Genomic DNA, 24,842 nt, shown 5'->3' with positions numbered 1-24,842 from the left:
TTTGTACATTTGAACCCTTATGTATTACCCAGGTATCAAATCCGCACTATTAATTGTAAATGAAAACGATTTATAAGTAAAATGAATGACAGCAAATTTTTCTGAATTGGGAGTTTTTTAAACAAAAAACAACATTCCATCTCTACTTGAGTTTGCTTACACTTCGAATTATAATAAAATTAACAAAGATTTGAATATGAAACGGGTGATCTTATGTCAGGTGGTTTTGCACTCTTTATAGTCGGCTGGATAATCATTATGGTCAGCCTGATGGCCATCGGCGGATTTTTTATGTTCCGGAAATTTTTAAAACGACTCCCAAAAGAGGATGGAAAATCGACCATAGACTGGGAAGAATACTATGTGGACAAGACCCGGCATATGTGGTCGAAGGATCAGAAGGAGCTCTTGGAGGAACTGATTTCTCCTGTTCCAGAACTGTTCAGGGATGTAGCACGCCAGAAAATTGCCGGCCGCATTGGTGAACTTGCCCTCAGCAGCCGCAAGAAAAAAATCACAGAAGAAATTCTCATCGAAGGCTACATTCTTGCCACACCGAAAAGGGACCATAAGTTTCTGGTCAGGAAGTTGAATGAAAAAGAAATCGATATGACTCCGTACCAGACGCTTCTGGAGAATTGAAAAAAGGACCCCGCTGTTCAGGCGGGGTCCTTTCCTGTCTGTATCTTCTTTTCCAGGCTTAAGTACTGTTTCAGCATGGCAAGGCGCCAGGTAATAATCATGCCAAAGGCGAGCAGGAAAAACATACCGCTCGTCTCTCCCAGAGACACATGCTGGCCGACGATCAATTTAAAAATGATCCTTACAGCAAGAAGTCCGAACAAAATCATGATGAATGACTTTGAAGGTTTTAAGTAAATATCGCCATCCCGGACTTCGAATTTCGAGGTCCGGATGAGGAAGATAGAAAAAAGCGCTCCGATGGATACAGCCTCGAGAACCTGCGTCCACTCGACACGAAAAATCGGTAAAACAAACATCAAGGCGCCTGTACTCATAAAGAATGGCGGTAGAATAATTTTTTTCACACTGGCAGGCTTTCTAGCTGCTCTCAGGCGCACGAAGATCATCGCTGTAGCCATGAAAGCGGCTGCCACCGTACTTGCAATCAACCAAAACATATAAATCCACTCTTTCTGTTCCATCTAGTACGGATCAAGAATTGAGGATCACCGCGGTCCCTTTCACCTTCAGCTAAAGTTCCCGTGATTTCACAGGTCCTTACACACCTTCCTCTTCCCCGCGGTCGTTCGCAATGGTGAGAATAATGGTCATCGTCACGCCTACGACAGCAAGATACACTCCAAGATCAAACAGCAGTGCTGTAGCAAGCTCGGTTTTACCCAGGACAGGAAGCTGGAAATAGGCAAAGGTCTGGGTCAAAAACGGCTGGTCAAATAAAAGACCACCGATACCCGTCAATGCTGCAATCAACAGTCCAACAGGAATCACATGCCTGAAATTGATCGGAAGAATCTTCTCCATCGATTTGATTCCGTAGGCCATATACATCAGCACAATAGCCGCTGATGTCATGAGGCCCCCAATAAAGCCTCCTCCCGGCGCATTGTGGCCGGCGAAAAACAAGTAGGCTGAAAACCCAAGCAGAATGAAGGCGATCAGCGTTGTAGTGGTTCGTAAAATGATGTCATTGGTCCGGGTCATACGATTTCTCCTTTAGTGATATGTTTTCTATTTTCATGATAATACAAAAAACGGGTAAAATCCACGCATTAAAACCCTTGAAAATCAAACAAGCCGGCTAAATAGGACGTAAGCATGTACATCCAGTTGAAATACAGGGCAATTCCTACGGCAATCATAATGTACCCACCTGCTTTTACAATACCCGCGCTGTGCCTTCTGATCCATCCCAGACGTCCGATGAAGAAGGAAAGCGCAAAAAAAGGAATTGAAAAACCCAGGGAATAGGCGATCATCATCACGAGAAACAAATCAGGTGAATCAGCAGCCAGGGAAAGGACAGCAGCAAGAATCGGTCCGGTACACGGGGTCCACCCGAGCGAAAACGTAAGGCCGATTAAAAATGTCCCTAAGTACCCGGATGGTCTGTTCTTAAAGGTGATTTTCCGGTCTTTCATTAAGAAGTCGAAATTGAATACACCAATAATGACAAACCCGAAGAAAATAATGAGAATGGCCCCCAGTCTCCGGATGATCGTTTCGTTTTGGATAAGAAACTGGGAAAAGAACGAGCCGGAAAAACCTAAAATCAGGAAAATTGTTGTGAAGCCCAGCAGAAAAAGAAGCGTATGTATAAAACTGGTCCGCTTCAACATGCCATTGTCCTCTTTTAATTCCTGCACACTCATTCCTGTTATGTACGAAAGAAAGGCGGGATATAAAGGAAAGACACATGGGGAAATAAACGATAAAAAGCCTGCTCCAAAGGCAAGGAATAAATTAACATCCATAATCAGTCTCCCCTTCCTATTTCATGATATGATCCGCTGTCTATTTTAGCAGATGAATCTGCTAAAAGGACACGGCGATGTGAACATCTGTTGAACGGCCCTCATAGAGAAAGCCTTCTTTCCCGGGAAAGAAGGCTTGATTAATTATTTCATTTGGTTGTTCATGGAACGCATCATCTGATTGATCTTCTTCTGAGAAGGCTTTTGGCCCATCTGCATCATCAATGTGCGTAACCCGCATCATATCAAGGTTTTTAATTTCTTAAACTACCACTTTTTCTATTGAGAAAAATATACCAATAAATATGGGTTTTGTCCATAATTTTACCCTTCTTTAATTAATCTGCTTTATTTTTCATCGAGACCTCAACAGTATTCTGTCTTTCCAGATGTACTTAATCTATTTAACAGGCAAAAAGTATTCTTTTGGAATAGGGATTAAAACATCTTCATCTAAGTCTTGGTAAAATACGTTCCAATGTTCGTTCAACTGTATTATCTTCCCGACCTGTTCGAATTGTTTTTCGTGATAGTTCACGGCAGTGGTTCCAGATTTAAAATGTAAAATGTGATAAAAACTACCAGTATCGTGTTCCACGTGATTACCATCAGCTAACATATATGATTTAGCGATATGAATACTTGGATTACCATGAAAACCAATGATTTGCACTGAGGTATCTCCTAGATGGACATCTTTCTTTGGATTTATGTCTTTTGGAAACAAACATTTCACTTTGTATTGGAACACTTAAACACTCCCTTTATAAAGATATAGACATACTGTATGGTAATTTAATGGTAAATAGAACTCACCTATTATAATAAGAAGAAATCTTCTCGTATCGCCCCTATATACCTCCTATTTGCGAGGAAGCTCAGTACAAGCCCCCACAAGACATAATTAATGAATCTAACCTGTAAACTACGCCCCCCATAAGAAACGAACACCGTTCTGCCAGAAGTTTATTTACTACCTACAGTTTTTTCTCGAAACCCAGAGTTTATGGTTAATTTTTCTATGTATTTAATCTACTATATAAGGAAGGGAGATGATTACTTGGCAATAACTCCATGGGAAGAATTATGGACCCTGTCATAGTATTCAGAGAGGTCTTTAAAATTGTTTAGTTCAATTCATGTGGATAATTCCAAAATGAAGAGAGGAGTATGGTAAATGGCTAAACAATGCTTTGTCAGAGGGGAAGTTTATAAATCTGAAAACGAAAATGGACGAACAGTTTCTTTTGTCGTAAATTGCTACCAGGACAAAAGTGATAAAGAAAAAATATGGTTGGTTTCTAAAGATGTTTTAAACAACACAGAAATAAATAACCATTCAAACTCAGTAAATTATCATCCTAAGATGTTTGAAAGATTAAAAGAACTTTTAATTAAACAAAATCGGTGGTCACAATGAAGCATAAGAACTAAAATAAAAAAAGCTTCCATTAACAGGAAGCTTTTTTACTATCTACCACAGTATTTTTTCTTTCTCGAATAGCCCTATATAATGTAGCTTTTGAAACGTTAGTCATCTCTTCAATTTCTTTAACCGTATATTGCTCTGTATCATAAAGCTTTAAAGCTTTCTCAGTTTGTCTCTCGTCTTTTTTAGGTCTACCGCCTTTTCGACCTCGTGCTCTTGCACTTTCTAAGCCAGCCCTTGTTCTTTCCGATATTAAATCCCGCTCCATCTCACTTAAAACGGCTAACATTCGAAACATAGCTTTTCCTACTGCGGTGGTGGTATCAATATTATCGTGTATACTGACTAACTCAATACCCCGCTTCTCCAGGTCTTCAGTTAATTCAATTAGCTTCTTAGTGGAGCGTCCTAGTCGGTCTAATTTGTAGACCACAAGGGTATCCCCTTTTCTAGCATAATCCAATAGTTGTTGTAGCTCTGGTCTATCGTCCTTCATACCGCTCATTTTTTCAAAGAATACTTTTTCGCAACCCTCGTTCTTTAACGCATCAGTTTGTAAGTCTAAACTTTGGTCTTGTGTACTGACTCTTGCATACCCAATTTTCATTTATGTATCAAATCCCCTTTACGTTTTATACATTAATTGTATCAAAAACGTAATAACAAGTGAATTTCGAAACATTGTTTTAGACACGGGATTTGAAACTGATTTCTTCACTATTGAGCTTTCATTCCACCTTTAGTATATTGTGTATCAAAAACATTCGTTATTGATACACAATCCATTCAACTTATCATTCAAAGTGTATTAGCGATACTCTTTGGTCCATCAATTCTATTAATAAATGTAATCATTATATAAATCAGACTGTGTAACAATGTTTCGGTTGAAACCATTATTTTCAACGAGCTGCTTTACCTTTTCAACAAACTCTGGCGAACTTTTAGGAGAAACATAAATTTTTTGAATAAGCTTATTTATATTACACTGAACCAGTTGCCCAGCATTGCTAAAGAACTCATAAGACTCCTCTTCTATCTCTTTCATTTTTTCTTCCCAATCTTCAATTGGAATACCTTCTCTATCAAATTTGCGTTCAAGATATTGCTCGAAGTATCTGCTAGCCACTACCATCAGTCGCAATTCTTTTTCATGTTCAAATGATTTTCTTTTGAAAAATAACGTGTCATAGATGTTTCTGCTTGTCATGTCATTTTTATAATCTATGTATTGAACCTTCCCAGCAAAAATTCTATACCATTTATTTTCTAAACTTCTCATGAGACTTTCAAAATCAGATTTAATAGCTACCCCATCAACTGAGCTTAAATATAAATCCCACATTCCTGCAGATTCATACTCATTCATGTGCCAACAGGAAATACCTGAAAATTCTTGCACCTTTTTCATGTATTCTCTAGTAACTAATGGAGCTCCACTTAATGATTCATTCATTGAATCTACATCCCATTTAGAATAACTTCCCTCTAAAGGGTCAATAAACTCACTTGGTTTTGCAAAAAACAGAGCTTGTTGCTCGAAAAGTAACTCTAGTTTTCTGAAATCCATGTATCTCCAAACAGTTGGATTGTCGTTCACTTTATATAGCTCATCATACATATCATAAACACTTTCAAAGTCCATAGCGTGGATGTGTGCATACCCTTTATAACTTATATCCATAAGAATCCCCCTTAAAATATATTTGATTATAACATTTAATATTAAAAAAACACTTGAAGACATCAATCAATTATTTAGCACAAATTTTTTCTCACTCTTCTCATTTGCTCCACCGCAAAAACACAATACAATGCATCCCATTAGCGCACGCTAAAACTTTTCATTTCACAACAAAAACACCTCACTTCAAAAATGAAGCAAGGTGTTTTCGCGGTAGTCTTAATGGATAAACAAAAAAAGTAATCCATCCTGCCCCAAAAAGCTAGTGGAGTTCTATTATACCATGCTTTTAAACCTAGTTAAATGCAAATTCATCCTGTTATGTAAACTTCTTTTATCATCTCTAGATTTAAATAATCTCTTACTCCCCAACTATAACTAACGCCAAACTGCTCACATACTTCTTTCATTTGTGCCAATCCAAACTCTCCATCACGCTTATAAAGCTGATGTCCCATGTAAAGCATTCCACTCTTAGCAATACTTTTAACGTTCAGCAATTCAATATACTCTTCTAGACCCGCTATATTTCTAGCCATATCCAAACGGTTGTAAATAGTGTACTTTTTAACTTTGTCCTCAGAGTCAGTGTTATAAGTCTTCGCTGTTTTGAATACATAAGGTGTATCTGCCAACTCAGTCGTTGGCTTCACGTTATTCGGTAGGTCTTCAGTATCTCCATTTTTCTTCTCATAAACTTTTTCAGAAGCGGCTAGCTTTAGGAGATGGATAGCATTTTCAGATACACTAATCGTTCTTACATCCGTACCCTTTTTCTTTTTAGCTTTACTATCATCACGCAATGTTACTTTTTTATTAAGTACATCTACATCATCAATATGAAGGTTGCAAAGCTCTGATACTCCGCTCCCCTGCGCTCCTTCAAAAATAAGCTGGATTATTGCACCGTCTTGAGCATTAATTAAAGTCTTTGTGGAAATCTCTAGAATGTCATCCACATGGATAAATTCAATATTCTTTTTACTGATGAAGTTGTAGAAGTAGTTACTAGGTTGTTCAGTTAGGTAGTTATCTTCTCTCATTCCTTCTTCAACAGCAAAGTCTAGATACTTTGTAATCATTCTTCCAGTTGTTCTTGCAGAACCTTTAGTGGATGGTTTAAGTGTGTTTTTAAACAAAGCTTCACTCTCCTCTTTGTTAAATTCACCTAAGTCTTTTTCAAGCAAGTCTTCTGTTGCTTCTGTTGCTCTGAATAACCTTGAGTAGTTTTCATTTGTTTGATTGTTTTCGTACTTCACCAAGAACTTCTCTTTTGTGTCTTTTTTGTAATACATATCAACTTCCCCTTCTGCAGATATTAATTATAGTTTTTGTACGATTATAAGTAGAAACCCATTAACAATGAGCTTCTACAATAACATTCATCTAAAGCTTTTTAGCTTATCATTTATTAAATTTATAACGTGTCCCTTAACCAATGGATGTAATTTATCATCGTCAACAACGTCCATTTTAGCTTCCTCTAAGCCAGTAACACCCTCATCTTCCAATATCTTTTCCATCCATATTATACCCTCAAAGTAAAAGTCCATTTCCTCAAAAAACTTTCTTGAGGTCAAATCAATTTTGTTGTCTTTTAAAACTTTCTTTACTTCAATATGGTCGCTTTTAAATAGTCCAGCAATCTCACCAATCACATGATGTCTGTTCAGTTCAATCAAATCATCTCTGGGTACATCAATGATACTAACTAATTCTCCACTTTCAATTTTTGTTTCATACTTCCCATAAACCTTACTCTTCTTACTAATCATGCTTAGAACCTCCATAAATTAAATTTACGGGGTACCTAAAAAAGCACGCATAAAACCCAGCTTCAATTAGGGATACCCCTAAATAAAACTGTTGGTTTTAGCGTGCAACCGAACAATTAATTCTAATAACAATTTACCACGAATGTAGTATCTTGTAAAGATAATTTCTCAATTTTCTAATAAAACTTACATTTCATTCGTTTTAAGACTCTGGACATCATTAGAAGTTGAATCATTTTTTAACCGTACATCATTCAAGCGATGACCTTCTTTACCAAATTGATTGCGAATTGGATATAAAAACCATGATTTGTCTTTTACTTTATCTGGAGTAATGCTCTCTATCAAGTTAGATATGAAATATGAATACGCGAGGTCCTTTATTCTATAGTAACTATAAACCCTATTAAACTGTTGTGCGCTTTTAGTTTGACTATCCCAATACTTGAAAAAGAAGTCTTTACCTACACAAAGATGATTAACTTCTCCATTGCTTTGTATCAATGATTCATATAGTTCAGGGTTCAATATATCTCTTTCTATTGTTAGTTCTCTCTCTTCATAAACAAAAACACCATTAAACACTGATTCAGAAGCAATTCTTCCATTTTTATTTGCAGTTTCTAATATCCTTGAAATTCTTCCATTATCGAGAGCTGTTTTGACTTCTATAATAGCTTTCACACTTTCAGGAGAGGTAACAATGAAATCCCCCTCATTAAACAAGAGAGGATATGAGTTGTCATAAATAATAATGTCTATCTGAGAGGAACGAATCTCTTCAGAATCTTCCCCTGAAGACACGATAAACCCAGTACCTATACTAAAATTATTTGGCAGGAATCGTCTCAAGACGTTTTTTAGTATAGATTCTTTATATCGACCTTCCTCTCCCCAGTTAGCATCCCCAATTAATTCCCTTACTCTATTCTTGATGGTATATAACTCTAATGAAATTGATTTTTGGAACTTTTCAATATCCCTTCTCATCAGACCCCTCCTAAACATAGTTGTAACATATATCTATTAATTCAGCATAAAATTACAATCTCCTTTTCAGAAAGAATCTTTATCGTTCGTATTAATTTTTTTGCTTCGCTGCTTTTGAAAAACCAAAGCAAAACCTATCTATAGGGCAGTTATAAAAACGTAATTCACTCTCGTTTTAGTGAGTAAAACTCTTCCAAATCAGCTTTAAAGATGACTATTTTTACACTCGTTCGTAGTTGTTATTGTGATTAGAAGACCTTCAGTATTTAATCTTTCTACAATTTAGATGTGAGAGGGTAAAAGTGATGTTTTCACTTAATCCACCTGAAGCGAAGCGATGATGGGTTAACAAAACGTCTACTTTCCCCCTCTCTTAACACAGTTTCAATATGACTTTTATAGGTTACCTTCGGTAACCACTCCCGCGCAGGTAATGAAGCTTACGCTTCAAGCACCTGCTTAGGCTGAACAAAACACCTCCCAACTTCGTTGCTCGTCTTATTTGTTCAGTTACATTTATATAACATTAATAATTAACTTTTTTTGTAACGTTACGTATATTTAGTAAAGACTAAGAACAATTCCACAATAACCGACCCCACTTTTGCGGTGAAAACCTCAAAAAAATCATTGTTTAAAGTGTATATATGAGGACACACTATACACCCATATGTACATATGAGAACACACAAAAATAGAGAGCAGGCATACACCTGCTCTCTGCTCTTTAGTTAATTAGTTATTTACCTTAAAAGAAAACATCACTTCTTGCGTTGGCTCAATGTAGTCTGAATGCTTTCTGTTAAAGATGTATGGATTAAAAGTGTACATTGTATGGTTGCCTACCGATGTTCTTGCTAATACATACTCTCCATCAATAGTTAAGCGTTTAGCAGTCCTAGAAACTGTCTGAGGTTTACACCCAATCAAACTTGCTAAGTCTTCTCTACTCAATGGATTAATTAGTCTACGGTTCCTCTCATCAGGGTTATGACACAAAGCATTTGTCTCATAATGTACGTATGGTAACATTCGATAGATTTTACCTAAGTCCTCTGGCTTGGTAAACTGTAACAACCCTCTTATCTTTGTTGTAAAAGACTTGATATAAAAGCGGTTGTTAGTAGTCCCCTTGAAGTGAAGTTCAGGATTTATGAAGAACTCACCCTCCTCATTCTCTTCCAATACTCTTAGCTGTACACACTTGTTAAAAAAGTTACTGAATGTAGACCTACTCTTAATACTTAGAACGTTCTTTATGTCCTTTTTCGTCATGCTTTCTTTAGAATGCGTTGGATTCTTAAGTACAGAAGTATCATAATCAATAAAGCATTGAAGAACTAATAAATATCCACATTGTGCTGGAGTGAGAGTATGCATAACCTCACACACTTTCTCCATATCAGTACAAGTATAATCACGTCTCCTTCTCTGTTTTCTTTGCTCCTGCTTCTTGAATGCTTCTGAAGTTCCTTTGTGGACCAACTTGTAATCCTCTGTCTTAATCTCACCTGTGGCCTTATCAATTACTTGTAAACTCAACTAAAATCTCTCCTATCAATAATATTGGCATCTAAAAGATGCCTTTTTATCTGTTGAGTGATAGGAAAGATGGAAAGAAGCGGCTGAGCCGCTTCCCTTCAACTCTTCTTAAAAGCATAAATTTCAGGGTACTGTATCTTAATGTACATCTCTTCTGTACGCTCATGAATTACATGTTCTTCATTATCATCATAAAATTCTAGTTTTGCCTGCCCTTTTATGATGGAATATTGTAACTTTTCCCGTTTTGATTTATTTTGACCTTTCTTATCTCCTACAGCTTGTATCAAATAATTATCCAAATACTTAACGCCACTATGACAATATTGACCAATATTTTCTCTAGTACAATCGAGAGCTTTACTAGCAGCTCTCATTGAAGGGTACTGGGCATATTCTTTACCTTTAAGGTCTAACACATTAACAGGTATAGCTTTGTCTTTCCTGGTATTGTCTTCAAAGGTCAAGATATCTAAATTATTTAGCGCATAATCCCCATCAGGGTCTATCCTATCAAATGTTGGGCGCTTCATTTTATCTCTATTGTGAATTAAGTAGTTAGCTGTAAGAGCTAAAAATCTCAGCCATTTATCAGGTAGTTTTCTCTTTAACTGTTTAATTAGTTTATCTCCTGTCTCGAGTTCATACTTAACCCCTTTCTTAATATACGATGGATTATTGGCTACTCTATCCTTTGCGTACCTTCCACTTTCTTTAGCAAGAACAATAGCCTCTTCCTCCACACTAGCTGATGTAACCATTTCATCTTGTTTCATTATTAAAACACTCCTTTTGTTTATTTAGCTCTAAATGAGCTTTTTATTTTTTTGGAGTGTTCTTCAACTATATTAATTTTAGTTTTTGTTAAGTGCGAACAGGCACTTTTACTAACACTTAAATTAATACTAAATCAAAAAGCTAAATTTGTCAAACTTAAATGACGTTAAAGGGACTATAGAGGTTTATGTAAACTATTTGATATCGCTGAATATGTGATGAGACTATATTTGCTTAGATGATTAATCTTAACCTATTAACTATCCAGCAGTAGTTTACTCCGTAATGTTTATACTGATTAATATATAGGTAAAATGTGGTATAATAAAACTAGATTTGAGTTGTACACTTATTAATTAATAGGTATAAATAGTCTCAAGGAGGTTATGAATTGAAGATTCACGCATATGATAAGACAATTTCGCAGATTTTCAACTCAGAAGTAAGGTATGTTATACCTAGATTTCAGAGAGAGTATTCATGGAAGAAAGATGAAATTAACGAGTTTTGGAACGACATCATAGAAAACATTGAAGAAAATGGAAACAATTATGAAAACAAAGAGTACTTCATCGGCTCTCTTGTCTTAGTACAGGAAGGTGATTATGCATTTCACATAGTTGACGGTCAGCAAAGGTTAACTACAATAACAGTTTTTTTCTCAGCTTTAATTGAGGCTTTCTTAAGCAAAGGGAAAGAAAACTTAGCTAAAGGTTTATATAGTTATGTGGAAGGACAGGACTTAAATTCGGAAAAATTCTTTAAACTTGTTAATGAGAATCCAAAACCTTTCTTTCAAATGTCTATACAAAATTACTCAAAAGAAAAGATGAATCCTGACACAAAAGAAGAACTACGTCTAAATACTACATATGAATTTTTCTTCCATAAGCTTAAAGAACTCGAAGCATCTTTTGATAGCTTAGACAACTACATAAAGTACTTAGTTTCAATTAGGGACCAATTATTGTCTCTCAAAACAATTTTTATTTCTGTAAACAATATGGATGAAGCATACACTATATTCGAAACCTTAAATTCTAAGGGCATAAATTTAACAACTACAGACCTAATCAAAAACGATATATTTAAGATATTGAATTACGACCATCCAGTAGATGAAGCAAAAGATAAGTGGAAAATGATAATACAAAATACCAAATCAGACCACAAAGATATGAGTATTAATACATTTATAAGACACTTTTGGTTATCAAAATATGAATTTATCACACAGAACAGGCTGTATAAAGCTTATAAAAAGCAAAAGATTAGTGGAGAAAAAGAAATGAGAAAGTTTCTCGACAATCTTTATAATGAATCAGAAGTGTACAGAAAGATTAGCTATCCAAAATTAGAGGATTGGCAGCTTCAAGAAGAAAGAGATATTTACTTCTCTTTAAAGGCTTTAAGTATATTTAGAGTCACACAACCGAAAACCATCATACTCTCTCTGTTAGCAAAAAGAGCTGATAAGTCGCTAAGCATAAAGCAGGTTACTCAAACTCTAAAACTATTAGAAAGCTTCCACTTTATCTTTACAGCAGTTTGTTCTGATAGAGCAGCAGGATTAGAAAGCAAATACTCTACAATAGCCAGAAAAATTAGAAACTCAAAGAGCAAAAGTGAAGTAAACAGTGTATTACATGAATTAAAAGAGTACTTATCAAGTAAGATTCCAAACTATGAAAGGTTTGAGAGGGACTTTGCAAAGCTTAAATATAGTAACGACCACACTCCGGACAAGAAACTAATTCAATATATCTTTTCAGTTTTTGAGCACCGGTTGCAAGAAACAGGTGAATTAACAATTGGAAGTATTACATTAGAACATATCATTCCACAAAGTACAGGTGCAAAGAGATTTGATGAAATAGGCAATTTGATTCCTTTAAATGCGAAGCTAAACCAATTAGCAGATACAAAACCTTTCCCTAAGAAGTTAAGTTACTTCGGCAAGTCAAAATTAGCTTATACACAAAAGTTCGTAAGCGAGCACTCTTCCTATTCTGATTGGACAGATAAAGACATAAATAATAGAAATAAAGCAATGGCAAAGGAAGCCTATTACCATTTATGGGGCTTGAGTAAAGGAAATCAGAAGAGCAAATCTCAATTAAGTTTGTTTTAAAACCAAAGGAAATGGAACTTTATAAATGTTCTTTGGTATAGATATATGAGATATGAGGTTAAACCTTATTACTAAAAAGAAGCGGTGGTCCGCTTCTTTTTTTATCTTTATTCCGCTTAAGTTCTTTTAAAGTTCATTAAAGGGCTAGAATTGGCCGTTTTTTTTATAAGCTCAATGTCACTCATAGAAGACAAATATCGCTGTGTGGTGGATACATCAGCATGTCCAAGAAGTCTAGATAGTGTATATATATCTAACTGACCTGAAGATAAGCTCTGAACCGAATAAAAATGCCTGAATGTATGAGGACTCACCCTTTTACCTTTGATACCTACACGTCTTCCAGCTTCACTAATAACGTTGTATAAACCAACGTGCGATAATTCTCCACCAAGGTATGACAGAAAATAGTTACCAGCTTTAATTTCATCTCTAAAATATGACTTTTTAATTCGCTCATACTTAATAAGGATTTTCTTTAAAACAGGGCTAACAGAAACCATACGCTCTTTATTTCCTTTGCCATTAACAAGGATAGATGCATCTTTTACGTTAAATTCTTTCAGTGTACGCAATTCGATAGCCCGTAACCCACAATCCGCTAACATAGCAACTATCGCTTTATTACGTACCTCTAAGTAGGTATCGTAACTAAAGCAATTAATCATAGCTTGTACTTCTTCTAGAGTGAAACCTTCAATAACTTTGCTAGGTACTTTAGGCAATTCAACTCTTTCCATAGGGCTTTCCTGCAAATATTCCTCTTTCACACACCAATTGAAAAATGCTTTTATCATTTTCCCCATAGTAACCATGCTCTGAGGTTGCAATCCACTTTGCTGCTTATACCTCATGTAAGCTTTTAAATCGTGCCTAGTGATGCTCTCTAGCTCTTTAATAGCACGTTTAGTTACTAAGTAATGCTTTAACTGTTTGTACTCCTGTTTCTTATTCTTCATTGTTTTGGGTGTAAACCCTTTAGCCATACAATGATAAAGATACTCCTCAAGTATGTCTTCTAATAATTCCATTAAAAAAGCCACCTTCCTATTGATTAATTTCTCAATAGAAAAAGTGGCTTTTAAGAAAGATTAAGCGTTATCCCCATTATTTCAATGAAAGATTAAGTCAACAGTGCAATTGTGTGCTTAACGCAGTCATTGTTAAATGAAAATAACAAGCTCAAACCCTTGATATTAAAGGATTTAAGTTCAATTTCATTATTTCATTTGATTGTTCATTGAACGCATCATCTGATTGATTTTCTTCTGAGAAGGCTTCTGCCCCATCTGCATCATCAGTGTACGTAACATTTGTTCATTGATTGGCGGGTTCTTTTTCAAATAGTTCATCATATATCTTCTGGCGATGAAGAAGCCTAGTGCAACACCACCGACAAGAGTCAATAGAGCAATGATGATAACCCAAACGATCCCCAATGTCATGTCTTCGTCTTCCTCCTTCGTGTTGTCTCCCATAACAGTATAGTAAAACGATTAATAGAATACAATAGCCATTTCTAACGCGGCCTCCTCTCCACCTCTGCAGCCTTCATAAACGACTCCAATGGTGAAGATACCCCTTGGATGAGTAAAGTACCCGGTTTCCGTCCTCTGGGAGAAACAACATTCATTCTTACTCTTTATTATACCATAAGTCAAGCCATTTTCGAAAAGGTCACAAGCTTGTTCCTTATAAAACGGCTGGATGCTTCTATCGTAAAAGTTTATCACATGAGATTCACATATGTATAAGGAAGGCTGTCCCTATAGGAACAGCCTTCTCCACTTACTTCATAAGGTTTTCAGCATGTTTGACAACATTTTCAACCGTAAAGCCGTAGTTCTCAATGACTGTATTACCTGGAGCTGAGGCACCGAATGTGTCGATACCAATGACAGATCCGTCAAGACCTACATAGCGCTCCCAGCCGAAGGAAGCTCCCATTTCAACAGCCAGGCGCTTACGCACGCTGTTCGGAAGAACCTTTTCTTTATATTCAGCGGACTGCTCATTAAAGCGGTCGAAGGAAGGCACACTCACGACTCGGACATCATAGCCTTTTGTCTTAAGTTCTTCCTGAGCTTTAGCAATCAACTGAACCTCTGAACCAGAAGCAAGAAGAATGGCATCCGGCTCATCTTTATCTGAATCACTCAAAATGTAAGCCCCACGTTTCATACCTTCGTATGCATGCTCTTCTGTTCCTTCCAGTGTAGGAAGCCCCTGACGAGTCAACACAAGGGCTGATGGCTTATCTTCGGACTCAAGAGCAAGCCTCCACGCTGCATTGGTTTCGTTCCCATCCGCCGGACGAAGCACGGAAAGGTTCGGCATTGCTCTTAAAGAAGCCAGCTGTTCCACAGGTTCGTGGGTCGGGCCGTCTTCCCCTACAGCAACGGAATCGTGAGTGAACACATAATTGACCGGAAGACTCATAAGAGCTGACAGTCGAACCGCTGGACGAAGGTAGTCACTGAATACGAAGAATGTTCCAGCATAAACTTTCAATCCGCCGTGAAGCCCCATACCGTTCAGGGCAGCTGCCATAGCGAATTCACGTACACCGAACCAGATGTTGCGGCCTGCGTAATTCTCACGGGAGAAATCTTCTTCGCCTTTCACAGCCGTTTTGTTGGATCCTGCAAGGTCCGCACTTCCACCAAAGAAATATGGAACGGCTTTGGACAATGCATTGATGGCGTCACCAGATGCTGCACGGGTAGCCGGACTGTCTTCGCCCACTTTATAAGATGGAAGTTCCTTCTCCCATCCTTCAGGCAGCTCTCCACGGATAGCAGCTTCCAGTTCTTCCGCAAGCTCTGGATAAGCTTCTTTGTAGGAAGCCATCAATTCGTTCCAGGACTGCTCTTTGTCCTCGCCATTTTTCTGAACTTTATCCTGGAAGTCCTGGTATACTTCATCAGGAACATGGAATGGTTCGTGTTCCCATCCGTAAAACTGTTTGGCAGCTGTTCCTTCTTCTTCGCCCAGTGGAGCACCGTGCGAATCAGATTTACCGGACTTGTTAGGAGAACCATAGCCGATCACAGTCTTCACTTCGATCATCGTCGGCTGGGATGTGTTGGCTTTTGCCTGCTGGATCGCTTGTCCGATCGTTTCCACGTCGGTACCATCCTCAACACGGATAACTTCCCAACCATATGCTTCATAGCGTTTTTCAACACTTTCACTGAAGGAACGGTCAAGATCTCCATCAAGAGAAATATCGTTGGAGTCATAAAGGACAACCAGCTTTCCAAGACCAAGGTGGCCGGCAAGCGAAGCAGATTCCTGGGAAACTCCTTCCATCAAATCACCGTCACCGCAGATGGAGAATGTATAGTGGTCCACGACGTTGTAGCCTTCGCGGTTGTATTTTCCGGCAAGGTGGGCTTCAGCCATCGCCATTCCGGTTGCCATTGCGAGTCCCTGTCCCAGAGGACCGGTTGTTGCTTCCACACCGTCTGTATGTCCATATTCCGGGTGTCCGGGAGTTTTAGAATCCCACTGACGGAATGATTTTAGATCATCCATTGTCACGTTATAGCCGGAAAGGTGCAGAAGGCTGTATAGAAGCATGGATCCATGTCCTGCGGAGAGGACGAAACGGTCGCGGTCGAACCAGTTTGAATTTTTAGGATTATGATCCATAAATTCCGTCCAGAGTTTATAAGCCATTGGAGCAGCCCCCATAGGCATACCCGGGTGACCGGAACTTGCTTTTTCTACTGCGTCGATCGTTAGTGTTCGAATGGTATCAATTGAAGTTTGTTCAAGACTTTTTGCCATTTCCAATAATCCCCTTTCTGTACAGGTATATGTACCATGTATTATCCTATAATGAAACAAGGCGTTGTGCAAACTTTTGTCCTCCGCCCTTCCTTAATTTCCCCGTGTTTCTGTAGAATTAAACGAAAAAAATCCGCACCTTTTAAAGAAGATGCGGATCGGTTCAGTCGTTTAGTTTTTCTTTTCGTTTTCCTGCATTTGACGCAGTTTGGCAGGAGTCACATCATTCCCGGCAGGATCGATAACCGTGACACCTTTCAACTGGTTTTTGAATGATTTACGGGCACTTTGTAAATATTCCTGACGCAGGTTCTTCTGTTCGCTTTTCTCTTCTTCCGATAATTCCTGCTGCTTTGATTTATTGGCTAATTCGTTTATACGGTCCAATTTTTCTTGAGATAACATAGATCCTTCTCCTTTTTTTATAGTCTGGATCAGCTTTAGAACATGAAAAAGACAAGCAGCCCTAAGACTCTTGTCTCCCTTATGTTCCTATAGTAACCTGCCTATTCTTCTTTTTCAAGTGATATGTACTCTTGATAGCGGCGGTGAACCGTTGCCTTGGATACATCATACCCAAGCCCTCTTAGTGTTGCCGCAATGTCCTTGAACGTCAAATCACTCCCTCTGAGCCTGACAACCTCTTCGATCGGAAATTCCTTCCTCTCTCTCCCCGCTGCCAGATGCTGATTGGACAGGTTCGAAGATGGATCATAGCCTTCGGCGACCGCTTTCTGCATCCCCCGCCTGATTTTCATATTATGAATTTTTCTCTGGTACTCCTCAACGATGCCCACAATCTGAAGAACCATGGAGTCTGACTCGGAAAGATGCAGTTCCCCGTTATGGGTTAAGGAATAAACCTTAACATTCAACCGGTTCAATTGATGGAACAAAGCGATTTTTGTATTTCCCCTGCCCAGCCTCGTCTCATCCTGAACCAACAGAGCCTCTGCTTCGTGATTGGAAAAAGCATCAAGCATCTGGAAAACACCTTCCCGTTCAATCTCATACCCGCTCGCCTGCTCCTCTATACAGGCGGCCACTTCCATTCCATGGTGTTCGGCCATGGCATACAGTTCTGCCTTCTGTCTTTTCAAGGAGCTGACCTGGGCCTCTTTTTCCGTGCTTACGCGACAATATAGGATTACTCTCATGATGTATGTCCCCGCTTCTACTGGTTTTCAAGGTTTATCCGCTTGTAACCATAGAATAATAGAGAATAGCAAAACTAACAATAAACAAAACGATATAAGTGTAGTCCAGTTTTGATAGTTTATTAAACATAATTAACCCTCCATTTAAGAACGAACGTTCCTAAGAACCTCTGTTCGCATTTTCTAATACCTATTATAGACGAATGTATGTTCTTGTCAACGACTTTTTTCGAACGCTTGTTTGTATTTTTGAGGATGGCATGGTACAATGTGGTTACTATAATCCTATGTACGAGGTGCTAATCTATGAGCAAACTTTCAAAGCGGCAGCAGGAAATACTAGATTTCATAAAAGAACAGGTTCTACTAAAAGGATATCCCCCATCTGTAAGGGAGATCGGTCAGTCTGTAGGGCTGGCCTCCAGTTCAACCGTCCACGGTCATTTATCCCGTCTTGAGAAAAAGGGATATATCCGCAGGGATCCTACGAAACCAAGGGCCATCGAAGTGATTGATCTGGAAGAAGACCACAGTATCCCCCGCGGGGAAGCCACTTATGCCCCTGTCATCGGTAAAGTTACGGCTGGTTCACCGATTACGGCGGTAGAGAACATTGAAGAATATGTTCCCCTCCCGGATACGCTTGCAGGATCGGAAGACAATACGTTCGTCCTTATCGTTCAAGGAGAAAGTATGATTGAGGCAGGCATTCTTGACGGGGACATGGTCATTGTCAGACAGCAGCAGACTGCCCAGAACGGGGATATAGTTGTGGCTATGACGGAAGAGGAAGAGGCTACTGTCAAACGATTCTTTAAAGAGAAGAATCACATCCGTCTTCAGCCTGAAAATGCCACGATGGAACCGATCATTTTAAATGATGTATCCATTCTCGGAAGAGTCGTCGGCTTATACCGTACCGTTCATTAATACACATACAAAAAACGGCGGGAGCAATCCCGCCGTTTTTTGTATTGAACATGAGAATATGAACGTTAAGAAGCCCCCGTACGATTTCTTTTATTCCGTCTCCGGAAATCAGCAGAATAAATATTCTTCTTCAAAAATGTGCGGACGCTCTTCTTCTGCAGACAATAAGCAAGGATGGCATCAGGATGGTTTTTAATCACTCTTACAGAACGCTGAGACCAATGTTTCCCCTTAGATAGATAGATCATATCGATGATCTTCTTATTTTCTACAGACTGTTTGAAAATCGTTTCCATTGTGCACACCCCTTAACCGAACATTTGTTCTACATTTATTATATGCAGGAACAAGGGAAATGTACACTGGAATGTTTTGCAGCTCTTTTATTTACTTAAATAATTTTTAATGTTTTGGGAGGTTTCCAATCTGGTTTTTCCCGTCAAGTCAATAAAATTACTCCCCTTAAGCCCATCTGTGCCTCCTCCAGCCACAATAATTTGTTCAGCCACCTGACGTTTTTCTGCTACGGCTCTAAGTGCAATTAATGCATTTTTACGGATTGCCAGCGCTTCAACGGCAGGAAAATCCGCAAAAGAATTTATGACAACTGCCAATTTTTCCATTTCCTCTTCTCCTTTATCCAGGTCTTCCAAGGCTTTCTGCACAGCCGCTTTCGTTTTCGGTCCATAAAAGCCGTCCACTTCAAGCTTCTGGTCTTTTTGAAAAGCCTTGACTGCCGCTTCTGTGGCAGGACCGAAGCTGCCGTCAGCTCCATAACCATTCATGGTATAACCCAGTTTTAATAAGTTCTCCTGCATTTCCTTGACTTCCGCGCCGGTATCCCCAAGCGAAAGATAGTCGATTCCGCCATTGAACAGAACTCCAAAGTATTCTAAAATGCCCCGAGCGTGCTCCTCTGCAACTTCTTTTTGAAAGCGTTCGTCAATCATCAATAATGCTTCCCGCTTGTTATCCATATAGCCGTTCTCTGTTAACACTGCCGGCATATCCGTTTCACGTAGAACGTGGAAGTTCGCTTCTTTAATCCCTCTGAAGTTTTGATCGGTGCCCTGGCGTAAGTATTTCGCAAGTGATGAAGCAAGACGCCCGGCGGACCGGTTCAAATATCCGGGATAGACGTAAAGTTCGATTCCGTTTGGATCTGCCCCGCCAAAGGACCCATCAAAAGCATTGTAGTGAACGGATACATAAATATCCGCATTGTTCTCATTGGCCGCTCTCGTCCTGTAGGATAATGGTGTGTCTTCATCTGTCGGTGCTACGAGAAGCACGCGGAATCCATGATCCAGCAGAATGTTCGATAAATACTGTACAACTTTACGATTGAATTCGTTCTCCTTGATTTGTCTGCCTAATTCCTGAATGTATGGCGTTCTTTTTCCCGGAGTTTCCATTCCATGTCCATCATCCAAAGCTACTGTACGTCCATTCCATTTCCCTGTTGGATTGATTAATCTTGCCATATACATCCCTCTCTCCACTCTTCCTTCCTGGAAAAGGGGGTTTACTAGGACATTCTTCTATCATCCTACTCCAAATGTATGCTTGGATAAGAACGTTGGTGTCGGCCTTTCCTATAAAATGATGAACCATGTTAGATTTTCTCCCAGGATTCGGGGTGATTCCAACGGCAGATGCTGAGGAAAATATAAAAAAGCCCCGACTTATGTAAGTCAGGGCCTTCTGTCTTTCTATTTAATAGGTCTGCAGATATTGCTCGCGCTCCCAAGGATGAACCTGGGTACGGAACATATCCCATTCGATTTCCTTCGCTTCAATGAAATGCTCGAACAGGTGCTCACCGAGAGCTTCCACCATGATCGGGTCTTCCTGAAGCTCTTCCAATGCATCATATAATGTTGCAGGAAGGTCTTTGACACCGTGAGCCTCACGTTCTTTTTTATCCATAACGTAAATGTTGCGGTCTACTGGTGCTGGAGCCTGAAGTCCATTTTCCACACCATCAAGACCCGCAGCAAGCAGGACTGCCATTGCCATGTAAGGGTTGGCGGCTGGATCCACACTTCTCACTTCAATACGTGTGCTAATGCCACGGGACGTCGGTACTCGAACAAGCGGACTGCGGTTCTGTCCGGACCAGGCTACGTAGCATGGCGCTTCATATCCCGGCACGAGACGCTTATAGGAGTTTACAGTCGGGTTGGTCACCGCTGTAAAGTTTGTTGCGTGCTTAATAATGCCTGCTGTGAACTGATAAGCCACATCGGAAAGCTGTTCCTTTCCACTTTCGTCAAAGAACGCATTGTTCCCATTCTTAAAGAGGGACATGTTGGCATGCATACCAGATCCGTTCACACCAAACAGAGGCTTCGGCATGAAGGTTGCATGCAGACCGTGCTGACGCGCGATTGTTTTAACAACAAGCTTGAAGGTCTGGATATCATCACAGTGTTTCACAGCATCTGCATATTTAAAATCAATTTCATGCTGACCCGGGGCAACCTCGTGGTGGGAGGCTTCGATTTCAAAGCCCATCTCCTCAAGTTCCAGCACAATATCACGACGGCAGTTTTCCCCAAGATCGGTAGGAGCGAGGTCAAAATAACCGCCACGGTCATTCAGCTCCAGGGATGGGTCGCCTTTTTCGTCTAATTTAAACAAGAAAAATTCAGGTTCTGTACCGATATTAAAGGCAGAGAATCCGAGTTTCTCCATTTTCTTAATGTTGCGCTTCAAGTTATAGCGCGGGCATCCTTCGAAAGGAGTTTCGTCCGGGTTGTAAATATCACAGATGAATCGGGCCACTTTCCCTTTTTCTGACGTCCATGGGAAAACGACAAACGTATCCAGGTCAGGGATCAGGTACATATCTGACTCCTCGATACGAACAAATCCTTCAATGGAGGATCCGTCAAACATCATTTTTCCGTCCAGTGCTTTGTCGAGCTGGCTTAGTGGAATCTCCACATTTTTGATTGTGCCCAGCATATCCGTGAACTGCAGACGGATGAACTTGACATTTTCCTCGTCGATTTTCTTAAATATTTCTTCTCTTGTTAAACCCATAGAAATACCCCTCTCCAACAAAAATTCATTAATGGAAGAATCTTGACATTTCTCCCTGCCTGATGGCTAGTTTTCCTTGTCTTCCCGCGGTGAATAGTTCCTGCTGCAGCATACGGCGGAGCTGTTTATCGGTCAATTCATTGTGAACTTCCTTCACACGGTCTCCATCGTATACCTCGTTCTCGGGCTGTTCTTCAAGCTTAAGAACTTTTTTGATTCCCGCCATATTCACTCCCTGGTCAATGAGGTCCTTGATTTCAAGCAGTCGATCAACATCATTGAAGGAAAAAATACGACGGTTCCCTTCAGACCTGGCAGGGTGGATCAGCTCGTGCTGCTCATAATAACGGATCTGCCTGGCTGTAAGGTCTGTTAACGATTGAACAATCCCCATCGGGAACAACGGCATAGAACGACGAATTTCATCACTCATCGATGTGCCTCCTCCCGTAAAGATGATACTTTTATTATACGTGACAGAGGGAAGATGTCAACATATGTGAGGAATGTTTACACTATAGCCGCGCTTTTTTTGTAAGGGCTTTAGTAGGCTCTGGAATCCACCTTTACCATTCCTTCATCGGCAAGACCCTGCACCGCTTTCATCACAGCTGTTTTCACATGAGCATACGTAAGTCCGCCTTGTACATAGGCGGTGAACGGCGGGCGTACAGGACCGTCGGCCGTGAGCTCCAGGCTCGCCCCTTGTATGAAGGTCCCCGCAGCCATAATGACCTCATCCTCGTAACCAGGCATGGCACTCGGCTGTGGGGTTACATGGGAGTTCACCGGAGATGCCTGCTGAATAGCCTGACAGAATCGGATCATCTGATCGGCACTTTCAAAATTGACGGATTGGATCAAGTCCGTTCTCGGAGCATCGAAGGACGGATTCGTATCAAAGCCTAATTCACTTAAAAATCTGGATGTGAAGACAGCTCCTTTCAGCGCTTCCCCTACGACGTGGGGAGCGAGGAAAATCCCCTGGTACATTTCCTGGAGACTGTTCAAACTGGCCCCGGTTTCCTTACCGAGCCCCGGAGCTGTCAGCCTGTAGCTGCACAATTCAATGAGACTTTTCTTCCCGGCTATATATCCGCCAATGCGGGCGATCCCTCCACCAGGATTTTTAATCAAAGATCCCGCGATAAGATCTGCTCCTGCTTCAAGAGGTTCTTTTGTCTCCACAAATTCGCCATAACAATTATCAACAAAAATGATGACATCCTCTTTCAAGCTGCGAACAAACGAAATGATTTCCTCTATCTTTTTAATGGGGAAGGAAGGTCTGTTGTCATAGCCTTTGGAGCGCTGAATCGCGACAACCTTTGTTTTCTCCGATACAGCTTCCTTGATTTTTCCTTTGGAAAAATCACCCGCCTCATCCAGAGGGGTGGACCGATACGTTACACCGAAATCTTTAAGGGAACCTTTATCCTCTCCACCCTCTGTACCAATCACTTCTGTCAGCGTGTCATAAGGATCCCCGGATATGTAGAGAAGCTCATCTCCCGGGCGCAGCACGCCGAACAGTGTCGTCGTAATCGCGTGCGTGCCTGAAATAAGCTGAGGACGGACAAGGGCATCCTCCGCCTTAAAAATCCGGGCATACAAGGCTTCCAGGGTATCTCTGCCGAAATCATCGTACCCATATCCTGTTGTTGGATTGAAATGGGAATCACTGACCCGTAGTTTTTGAAAGGCATCAAGGACCTTGGATTGGTTTTCTTCAACGATGCGCGCAATGTGTCTGTGTTGATCTGTAATTTGTGTTTCTACTTGTTCTTTCAAAGCTTGAATATTCATGCTGCACTCTCTTTCTATTAATAAATCTGATGTTTCAATGGATGGTCGGGATGGATATATCCGTGAAGGGCATACCCTTCCTTATCCTCATGGAACGTAAGCGATGTGACCATGCTGTACGTTTTGAACTGCTGCAGACGTTTCCCTTCAGAAGCAGGGATGAAGACGTCATACTCGTCCCATTCTTCTTTAAGTACCTCTTCGAGTTTATGAAGGATCCGCTTCAAATCGATGGAATCATGGACACTCACAGTTATAGAAGGAAATGAATCCGGAATGAAATCTTCGTTCAGAAGGTCCATCTTATTATAGACCGTAAGCATGGGAAGCTGCGAAGCACCGAGGTCTCCGAGCAGCTGCAGCACGATTTTCTCCTGTTGGATGTGATCCGGATGGGACGCATCCACCATGTGAACGATAAAATCTGCTTCCGTTACCTCTTCCAATGTGGAACGGAAAGCGGCGATCAGCGTTGTTGGAAGATCCTGAATGAAACCGACCGTATCCGATACGAGCGCCTGGAAGCCCGAAGGCAGGCTCATCTGCCGTGTCAAAGGATCAAGCGTCGCAAACAAAAGGTCCTCCTCGAACGACCGGCTGTCTGTGACTCTATTGAAGAATGTCGATTTTCCTGCGTTGGTGTAACCTACAATAGCCACCTGAAACGCCCGGTTTTCTTTTCTCCTCTTTCTATACTGCTCCCTCTGCTTCACAACAGCATCCAGCCGTCGTTTGATATCATCAATCCGGCGCTGGATATGACGCCTGTCTGTCTCAAGTTTTGTTTCACCAGGACCACGGGTTCCGATTCCACCCCCGAGTCGGGACAGTGACGTTCCCTGCCCGGAAAGACGTGGAAGGAGGTACTGCAGCTGTGCGAGCTCTACCTGAAGCTTCCCTTCTTTCGTCCGTGCCCGGCCGGCAAATATGTCCAGAATCAATTGGCTGCGGTCAATGACCCTGACCTCAGCGATGTCCTGAATATTTCGAAGCTGTCCTGGAGAAAGCTCATCATTGAATATAATCAGTTCCGCCTCATTATCTTCGGCGGCTTCCTTAATTTCCTGCAGCTTACCCTCACCAAGATACGTGGCCGGATGAACCCGGTCACGCTTTTGTGTAATAATCTTACACACTTCTCCCTCGGCGGTTTCTGTCAGGGACTGCAGTTCTTCCAAAGAAGACTGGAAGCGTTCCTCCAGCTCCGCCGGATCTTTTCTTGCTACTAAAATGACGCGTTCATTTGCGCTCATCTAAACACCTTCTTTTCTACACCTGTATCATCCACCTTCATCATAACAGAAAAAGGGGATCTATGAGTATCA

General features: G+C 40.3%; 26 protein-coding genes and 1 pseudogene. 4 read left to right on the top strand and 23 right to left on the bottom strand.

The window, feature by feature from the left end; all coding sequences use genetic code 11:
- Nucleotides 1-213 precede the first annotated feature (213 nt).
- Nucleotides 214-642 carry a DUF2621 domain-containing protein gene (locus tag ACXAD6_RS09005; RefSeq protein WP_027954301.1) on the top strand — a complete coding sequence of 143 codons (429 nt, stop codon included), beginning with the start codon at nt 214-216 and terminating at the stop codon, nt 640-642.
- A gap of 17 nt (nt 643-659) precedes the next feature.
- On the opposite strand, the gene ACXAD6_RS09000 is transcribed toward ACXAD6_RS09005, so the two are convergent.
- The 5 genes and pseudogenes from ACXAD6_RS09000 to ACXAD6_RS08980 all read right to left on the bottom strand — a co-directional run bounded on the left by ACXAD6_RS09000 (nt 660) and on the right by ACXAD6_RS08980 (nt 3,129).
- A complete protein-coding gene (locus ACXAD6_RS09000) occupies nt 660-1,142 on the bottom strand; it encodes a CcdC family protein (RefSeq protein WP_474968583.1) in 483 nt (160 codons plus the stop codon).
- Nucleotides 1,143-1,242: 100 nt separating this feature from the next.
- Nucleotides 1,243-1,686: a Na(+)/H(+) antiporter subunit B gene (locus ACXAD6_RS08995; protein ID WP_474968582.1), complete on the bottom strand. Its 444-nt coding sequence runs from the start codon at nt 1,684-1,686 to the stop codon at nt 1,243-1,245.
- Between the two features lie 68 nt (nt 1,687-1,754).
- Nucleotides 1,755-2,459, bottom strand: coding sequence for a cytochrome c biogenesis CcdA family protein (locus ACXAD6_RS08990; protein WP_027954298.1), 705 nt, complete (start codon nt 2,457-2,459; stop codon nt 1,755-1,757).
- 141 nt (nt 2,460-2,600) lie between these two features.
- Nucleotides 2,601-2,690 (bottom strand): annotated as a pseudogene (locus ACXAD6_RS08985) (YneF family protein); the annotation flags it as partial.
- A 166-nt stretch (nt 2,691-2,856) separates the two neighbouring features.
- A complete protein-coding gene (locus tag ACXAD6_RS08980) occupies nt 2,857-3,129 on the bottom strand; it encodes a hypothetical protein (RefSeq protein ID WP_474968581.1) in 273 nt (90 codons plus the stop codon).
- 504 nt (nt 3,130-3,633) lie between these two features.
- Here ACXAD6_RS08980 and ACXAD6_RS08975 point away from each other — a divergent pair.
- A complete protein-coding gene (locus ACXAD6_RS08975; protein WP_474968580.1) occupies nt 3,634-3,876 on the top strand; it encodes a hypothetical protein in 243 nt (80 codons plus the stop codon).
- A gap of 31 nt (nt 3,877-3,907) precedes the next feature.
- On the opposite strand, the gene ACXAD6_RS08970 is transcribed toward ACXAD6_RS08975, so the two are convergent.
- The 7 genes from ACXAD6_RS08970 to ACXAD6_RS08940 all read right to left on the bottom strand — a co-directional run bounded on the left by ACXAD6_RS08970 (nt 3,908) and on the right by ACXAD6_RS08940 (nt 10,652).
- The gene (locus tag ACXAD6_RS08970; RefSeq protein WP_474968579.1) at nt 3,908-4,492 is read right to left on the bottom strand and encodes a recombinase family protein; all 585 of its coding nucleotides are present in this window, start codon (nt 4,490-4,492) and stop codon (nt 3,908-3,910) included.
- A gap of 231 nt (nt 4,493-4,723) precedes the next feature.
- Nucleotides 4,724-5,569: a DUF2971 domain-containing protein gene (locus ACXAD6_RS08965; RefSeq protein WP_474968578.1), complete on the bottom strand. Its 846-nt coding sequence runs from the start codon at nt 5,567-5,569 to the stop codon at nt 4,724-4,726.
- 311 nt (nt 5,570-5,880) lie between these two features.
- The gene (locus ACXAD6_RS08960; protein ID WP_474968577.1) at nt 5,881-6,864 is read right to left on the bottom strand and encodes a phage lytic cycle repressor MrpR family protein; all 984 of its coding nucleotides are present in this window, start codon (nt 6,862-6,864) and stop codon (nt 5,881-5,883) included.
- Nucleotides 6,865-6,951: 87 nt separating this feature from the next.
- Nucleotides 6,952-7,344: a hypothetical protein gene (locus ACXAD6_RS08955; RefSeq protein WP_474968576.1), complete on the bottom strand. Its 393-nt coding sequence runs from the start codon at nt 7,342-7,344 to the stop codon at nt 6,952-6,954.
- Nucleotides 7,345-7,530: 186 nt separating this feature from the next.
- A complete protein-coding gene (locus ACXAD6_RS08950) occupies nt 7,531-8,334 on the bottom strand; it encodes a DUF6602 domain-containing protein (protein ID WP_474968575.1) in 804 nt (267 codons plus the stop codon).
- Nucleotides 8,335-9,069: 735 nt separating this feature from the next.
- A complete protein-coding gene (locus ACXAD6_RS08945; protein ID WP_474968574.1) occupies nt 9,070-9,876 on the bottom strand; it encodes a helix-turn-helix domain-containing protein in 807 nt (268 codons plus the stop codon).
- A 98-nt stretch (nt 9,877-9,974) separates the two neighbouring features.
- Complete coding sequence (locus ACXAD6_RS08940; protein WP_474968573.1) at nt 9,975-10,652, bottom strand: NUMOD1 domain-containing DNA-binding protein; 678 nt, start codon at nt 10,650-10,652, stop codon at nt 9,975-9,977.
- Nucleotides 10,653-11,044: 392 nt separating this feature from the next.
- Between ACXAD6_RS08940 and ACXAD6_RS08935 the strand changes: the two genes are divergently transcribed.
- Nucleotides 11,045-12,784 carry a DUF262 domain-containing protein gene (locus ACXAD6_RS08935; RefSeq protein WP_474968572.1) on the top strand — a complete coding sequence of 580 codons (1,740 nt, stop codon included), beginning with the start codon at nt 11,045-11,047 and terminating at the stop codon, nt 12,782-12,784.
- Between the two features lie 116 nt (nt 12,785-12,900).
- On the opposite strand, the gene ACXAD6_RS08930 is transcribed toward ACXAD6_RS08935, so the two are convergent.
- From ACXAD6_RS08930 to ACXAD6_RS08910, 5 genes are all read right to left on the bottom strand, one after another.
- Nucleotides 12,901-13,815, bottom strand: a complete 915-nt coding sequence (locus ACXAD6_RS08930; protein WP_474968571.1) for a tyrosine-type recombinase/integrase — start codon at nt 13,813-13,815, stop codon at nt 12,901-12,903.
- Nucleotides 13,816-14,004: 189 nt separating this feature from the next.
- Nucleotides 14,005-14,229, bottom strand: a complete 225-nt coding sequence (locus ACXAD6_RS08925) for a YneF family protein (protein ID WP_008640348.1) — start codon at nt 14,227-14,229, stop codon at nt 14,005-14,007.
- Between the two features lie 343 nt (nt 14,230-14,572).
- Nucleotides 14,573-16,576, bottom strand: coding sequence for a transketolase (gene tkt, locus ACXAD6_RS08920; RefSeq protein WP_474968570.1), 2,004 nt, complete (start codon nt 16,574-16,576; stop codon nt 14,573-14,575).
- Nucleotides 16,577-16,747: 171 nt separating this feature from the next.
- The gene (locus tag ACXAD6_RS08915) at nt 16,748-16,981 is read right to left on the bottom strand and encodes a DUF896 domain-containing protein (RefSeq protein WP_474968569.1); all 234 of its coding nucleotides are present in this window, start codon (nt 16,979-16,981) and stop codon (nt 16,748-16,750) included.
- Nucleotides 16,982-17,082: 101 nt separating this feature from the next.
- Nucleotides 17,083-17,733, bottom strand: coding sequence for a YneB family resolvase-like protein (locus ACXAD6_RS08910; protein ID WP_474968568.1), 651 nt, complete (start codon nt 17,731-17,733; stop codon nt 17,083-17,085).
- A 306-nt stretch (nt 17,734-18,039) separates the two neighbouring features.
- On the opposite strand from ACXAD6_RS08910, the gene lexA reads away from it, so the two are divergent.
- Nucleotides 18,040-18,663, top strand: a complete 624-nt coding sequence (gene lexA / locus ACXAD6_RS08905) for a transcriptional repressor LexA (RefSeq protein ID WP_474968567.1) — start codon at nt 18,040-18,042, stop codon at nt 18,661-18,663.
- 65 nt (nt 18,664-18,728) lie between these two features.
- Here the strand turns inward: lexA and ACXAD6_RS08900 are convergent, their stop codons facing one another.
- From ACXAD6_RS08900 to hflX, 6 genes are all read right to left on the bottom strand, one after another.
- Complete coding sequence (locus ACXAD6_RS08900; RefSeq protein WP_474968566.1) at nt 18,729-18,959, bottom strand: hypothetical protein; 231 nt, start codon at nt 18,957-18,959, stop codon at nt 18,729-18,731.
- A gap of 87 nt (nt 18,960-19,046) precedes the next feature.
- On the bottom strand, nt 19,047-20,147 hold the full coding sequence (locus ACXAD6_RS08895) for an N-acetylmuramoyl-L-alanine amidase (protein WP_474968565.1): 1,101 nt from the start codon (nt 20,145-20,147) through the stop codon (nt 19,047-19,049).
- 232 nt (nt 20,148-20,379) lie between these two features.
- Nucleotides 20,380-21,711: a type I glutamate--ammonia ligase gene (gene glnA, locus ACXAD6_RS08890; RefSeq protein ID WP_474968564.1), complete on the bottom strand. Its 1,332-nt coding sequence runs from the start codon at nt 21,709-21,711 to the stop codon at nt 20,380-20,382.
- 28 nt (nt 21,712-21,739) lie between these two features.
- Nucleotides 21,740-22,144 (bottom strand): MerR family transcriptional regulator, encoded by a 405-nt coding sequence (locus tag ACXAD6_RS08885; protein WP_474968563.1) that lies wholly within the window; start codon nt 22,142-22,144, stop codon nt 21,740-21,742.
- Between the two features lie 110 nt (nt 22,145-22,254).
- Nucleotides 22,255-23,517, bottom strand: a complete 1,263-nt coding sequence (locus tag ACXAD6_RS08880) for a methionine gamma-lyase family protein (protein ID WP_474968562.1) — start codon at nt 23,515-23,517, stop codon at nt 22,255-22,257.
- A gap of 17 nt (nt 23,518-23,534) precedes the next feature.
- Nucleotides 23,535-24,770: a GTPase HflX gene (gene hflX / locus ACXAD6_RS08875; RefSeq protein WP_474968561.1), complete on the bottom strand. Its 1,236-nt coding sequence runs from the start codon at nt 24,768-24,770 to the stop codon at nt 23,535-23,537.
- Between the last annotated feature and the right edge of the window lie 72 nt (nt 24,771-24,842).

It is taken from the genome of Halobacillus sp. ABH2_015 (genome assembly GCF_056158945.1).
This window is presented reverse-complemented; position numbering and strand designations above follow the sequence as displayed.

Excerpts from the sequence above, each read along its gene's own strand:
- ACXAD6_RS09005 (WP_027954301.1), top strand. The coding sequence starts at position 214 with ATGTCAGGTGGTTTTGCACTCTTTATAGTCGGCTGGATAATCATTATG.
- ACXAD6_RS09000 (WP_474968583.1), bottom strand. The coding sequence starts at position 1,142 with ATGTTTTGGTTGATTGCAAGTACGGTGGCAGCCGCTTTCATGGCTACA.
- ACXAD6_RS08995 (WP_474968582.1), bottom strand. The coding sequence starts at position 1,686 with ATGACCCGGACCAATGACATCATTTTACGAACCACTACAACGCTGATC.
- ACXAD6_RS08975 (WP_474968580.1), top strand. The coding sequence starts at position 3,634 with ATGGCTAAACAATGCTTTGTCAGAGGGGAAGTTTATAAATCTGAAAAC.
- ACXAD6_RS08970 (WP_474968579.1), bottom strand. The coding sequence starts at position 4,492 with ATGAAAATTGGGTATGCAAGAGTCAGTACACAAGACCAAAGTTTAGAC.
- ACXAD6_RS08965 (WP_474968578.1), bottom strand. The coding sequence starts at position 5,569 with ATGGATATAAGTTATAAAGGGTATGCACACATCCACGCTATGGACTTT.
- ACXAD6_RS08960 (WP_474968577.1), bottom strand. The coding sequence starts at position 6,864 with ATGTATTACAAAAAAGACACAAAAGAGAAGTTCTTGGTGAAGTACGAA.
- ACXAD6_RS08955 (WP_474968576.1), bottom strand. The coding sequence starts at position 7,344 with ATGATTAGTAAGAAGAGTAAGGTTTATGGGAAGTATGAAACAAAAATT.
- ACXAD6_RS08950 (WP_474968575.1), bottom strand. The coding sequence starts at position 8,334 with ATGAGAAGGGATATTGAAAAGTTCCAAAAATCAATTTCATTAGAGTTA.
- ACXAD6_RS08940 (WP_474968573.1), bottom strand. The coding sequence starts at position 10,652 with ATGAAACAAGATGAAATGGTTACATCAGCTAGTGTGGAGGAAGAGGCT.
- ACXAD6_RS08930 (WP_474968571.1), bottom strand. The coding sequence starts at position 13,815 with ATGGAATTATTAGAAGACATACTTGAGGAGTATCTTTATCATTGTATG.
- ACXAD6_RS08925 (WP_008640348.1), bottom strand. The coding sequence starts at position 14,229 with ATGACATTGGGGATCGTTTGGGTTATCATCATTGCTCTATTGACTCTT.
- tkt (WP_474968570.1), bottom strand. The coding sequence starts at position 16,576 with ATGGCAAAAAGTCTTGAACAAACTTCAATTGATACCATTCGAACACTA.
- ACXAD6_RS08915 (WP_474968569.1), bottom strand. The coding sequence starts at position 16,981 with ATGTTATCTCAAGAAAAATTGGACCGTATAAACGAATTAGCCAATAAA.
- ACXAD6_RS08910 (WP_474968568.1), bottom strand. The coding sequence starts at position 17,733 with ATGAGAGTAATCCTATATTGTCGCGTAAGCACGGAAAAAGAGGCCCAG.
- lexA (WP_474968567.1), top strand. The coding sequence starts at position 18,040 with ATGAGCAAACTTTCAAAGCGGCAGCAGGAAATACTAGATTTCATAAAA.
- ACXAD6_RS08900 (WP_474968566.1), bottom strand. The coding sequence starts at position 18,959 with ATGGAAACGATTTTCAAACAGTCTGTAGAAAATAAGAAGATCATCGAT.
- ACXAD6_RS08895 (WP_474968565.1), bottom strand. The coding sequence starts at position 20,147 with ATGGCAAGATTAATCAATCCAACAGGGAAATGGAATGGACGTACAGTA.
- glnA (WP_474968564.1), bottom strand. The coding sequence starts at position 21,711 with ATGGGTTTAACAAGAGAAGAAATATTTAAGAAAATCGACGAGGAAAAT.
- ACXAD6_RS08885 (WP_474968563.1), bottom strand. The coding sequence starts at position 22,144 with ATGAGTGATGAAATTCGTCGTTCTATGCCGTTGTTCCCGATGGGGATT.
- ACXAD6_RS08880 (WP_474968562.1), bottom strand. The coding sequence starts at position 23,517 with ATGAATATTCAAGCTTTGAAAGAACAAGTAGAAACACAAATTACAGAT.
- hflX (WP_474968561.1), bottom strand. The coding sequence starts at position 24,770 with ATGAGCGCAAATGAACGCGTCATTTTAGTAGCAAGAAAAGATCCGGCG.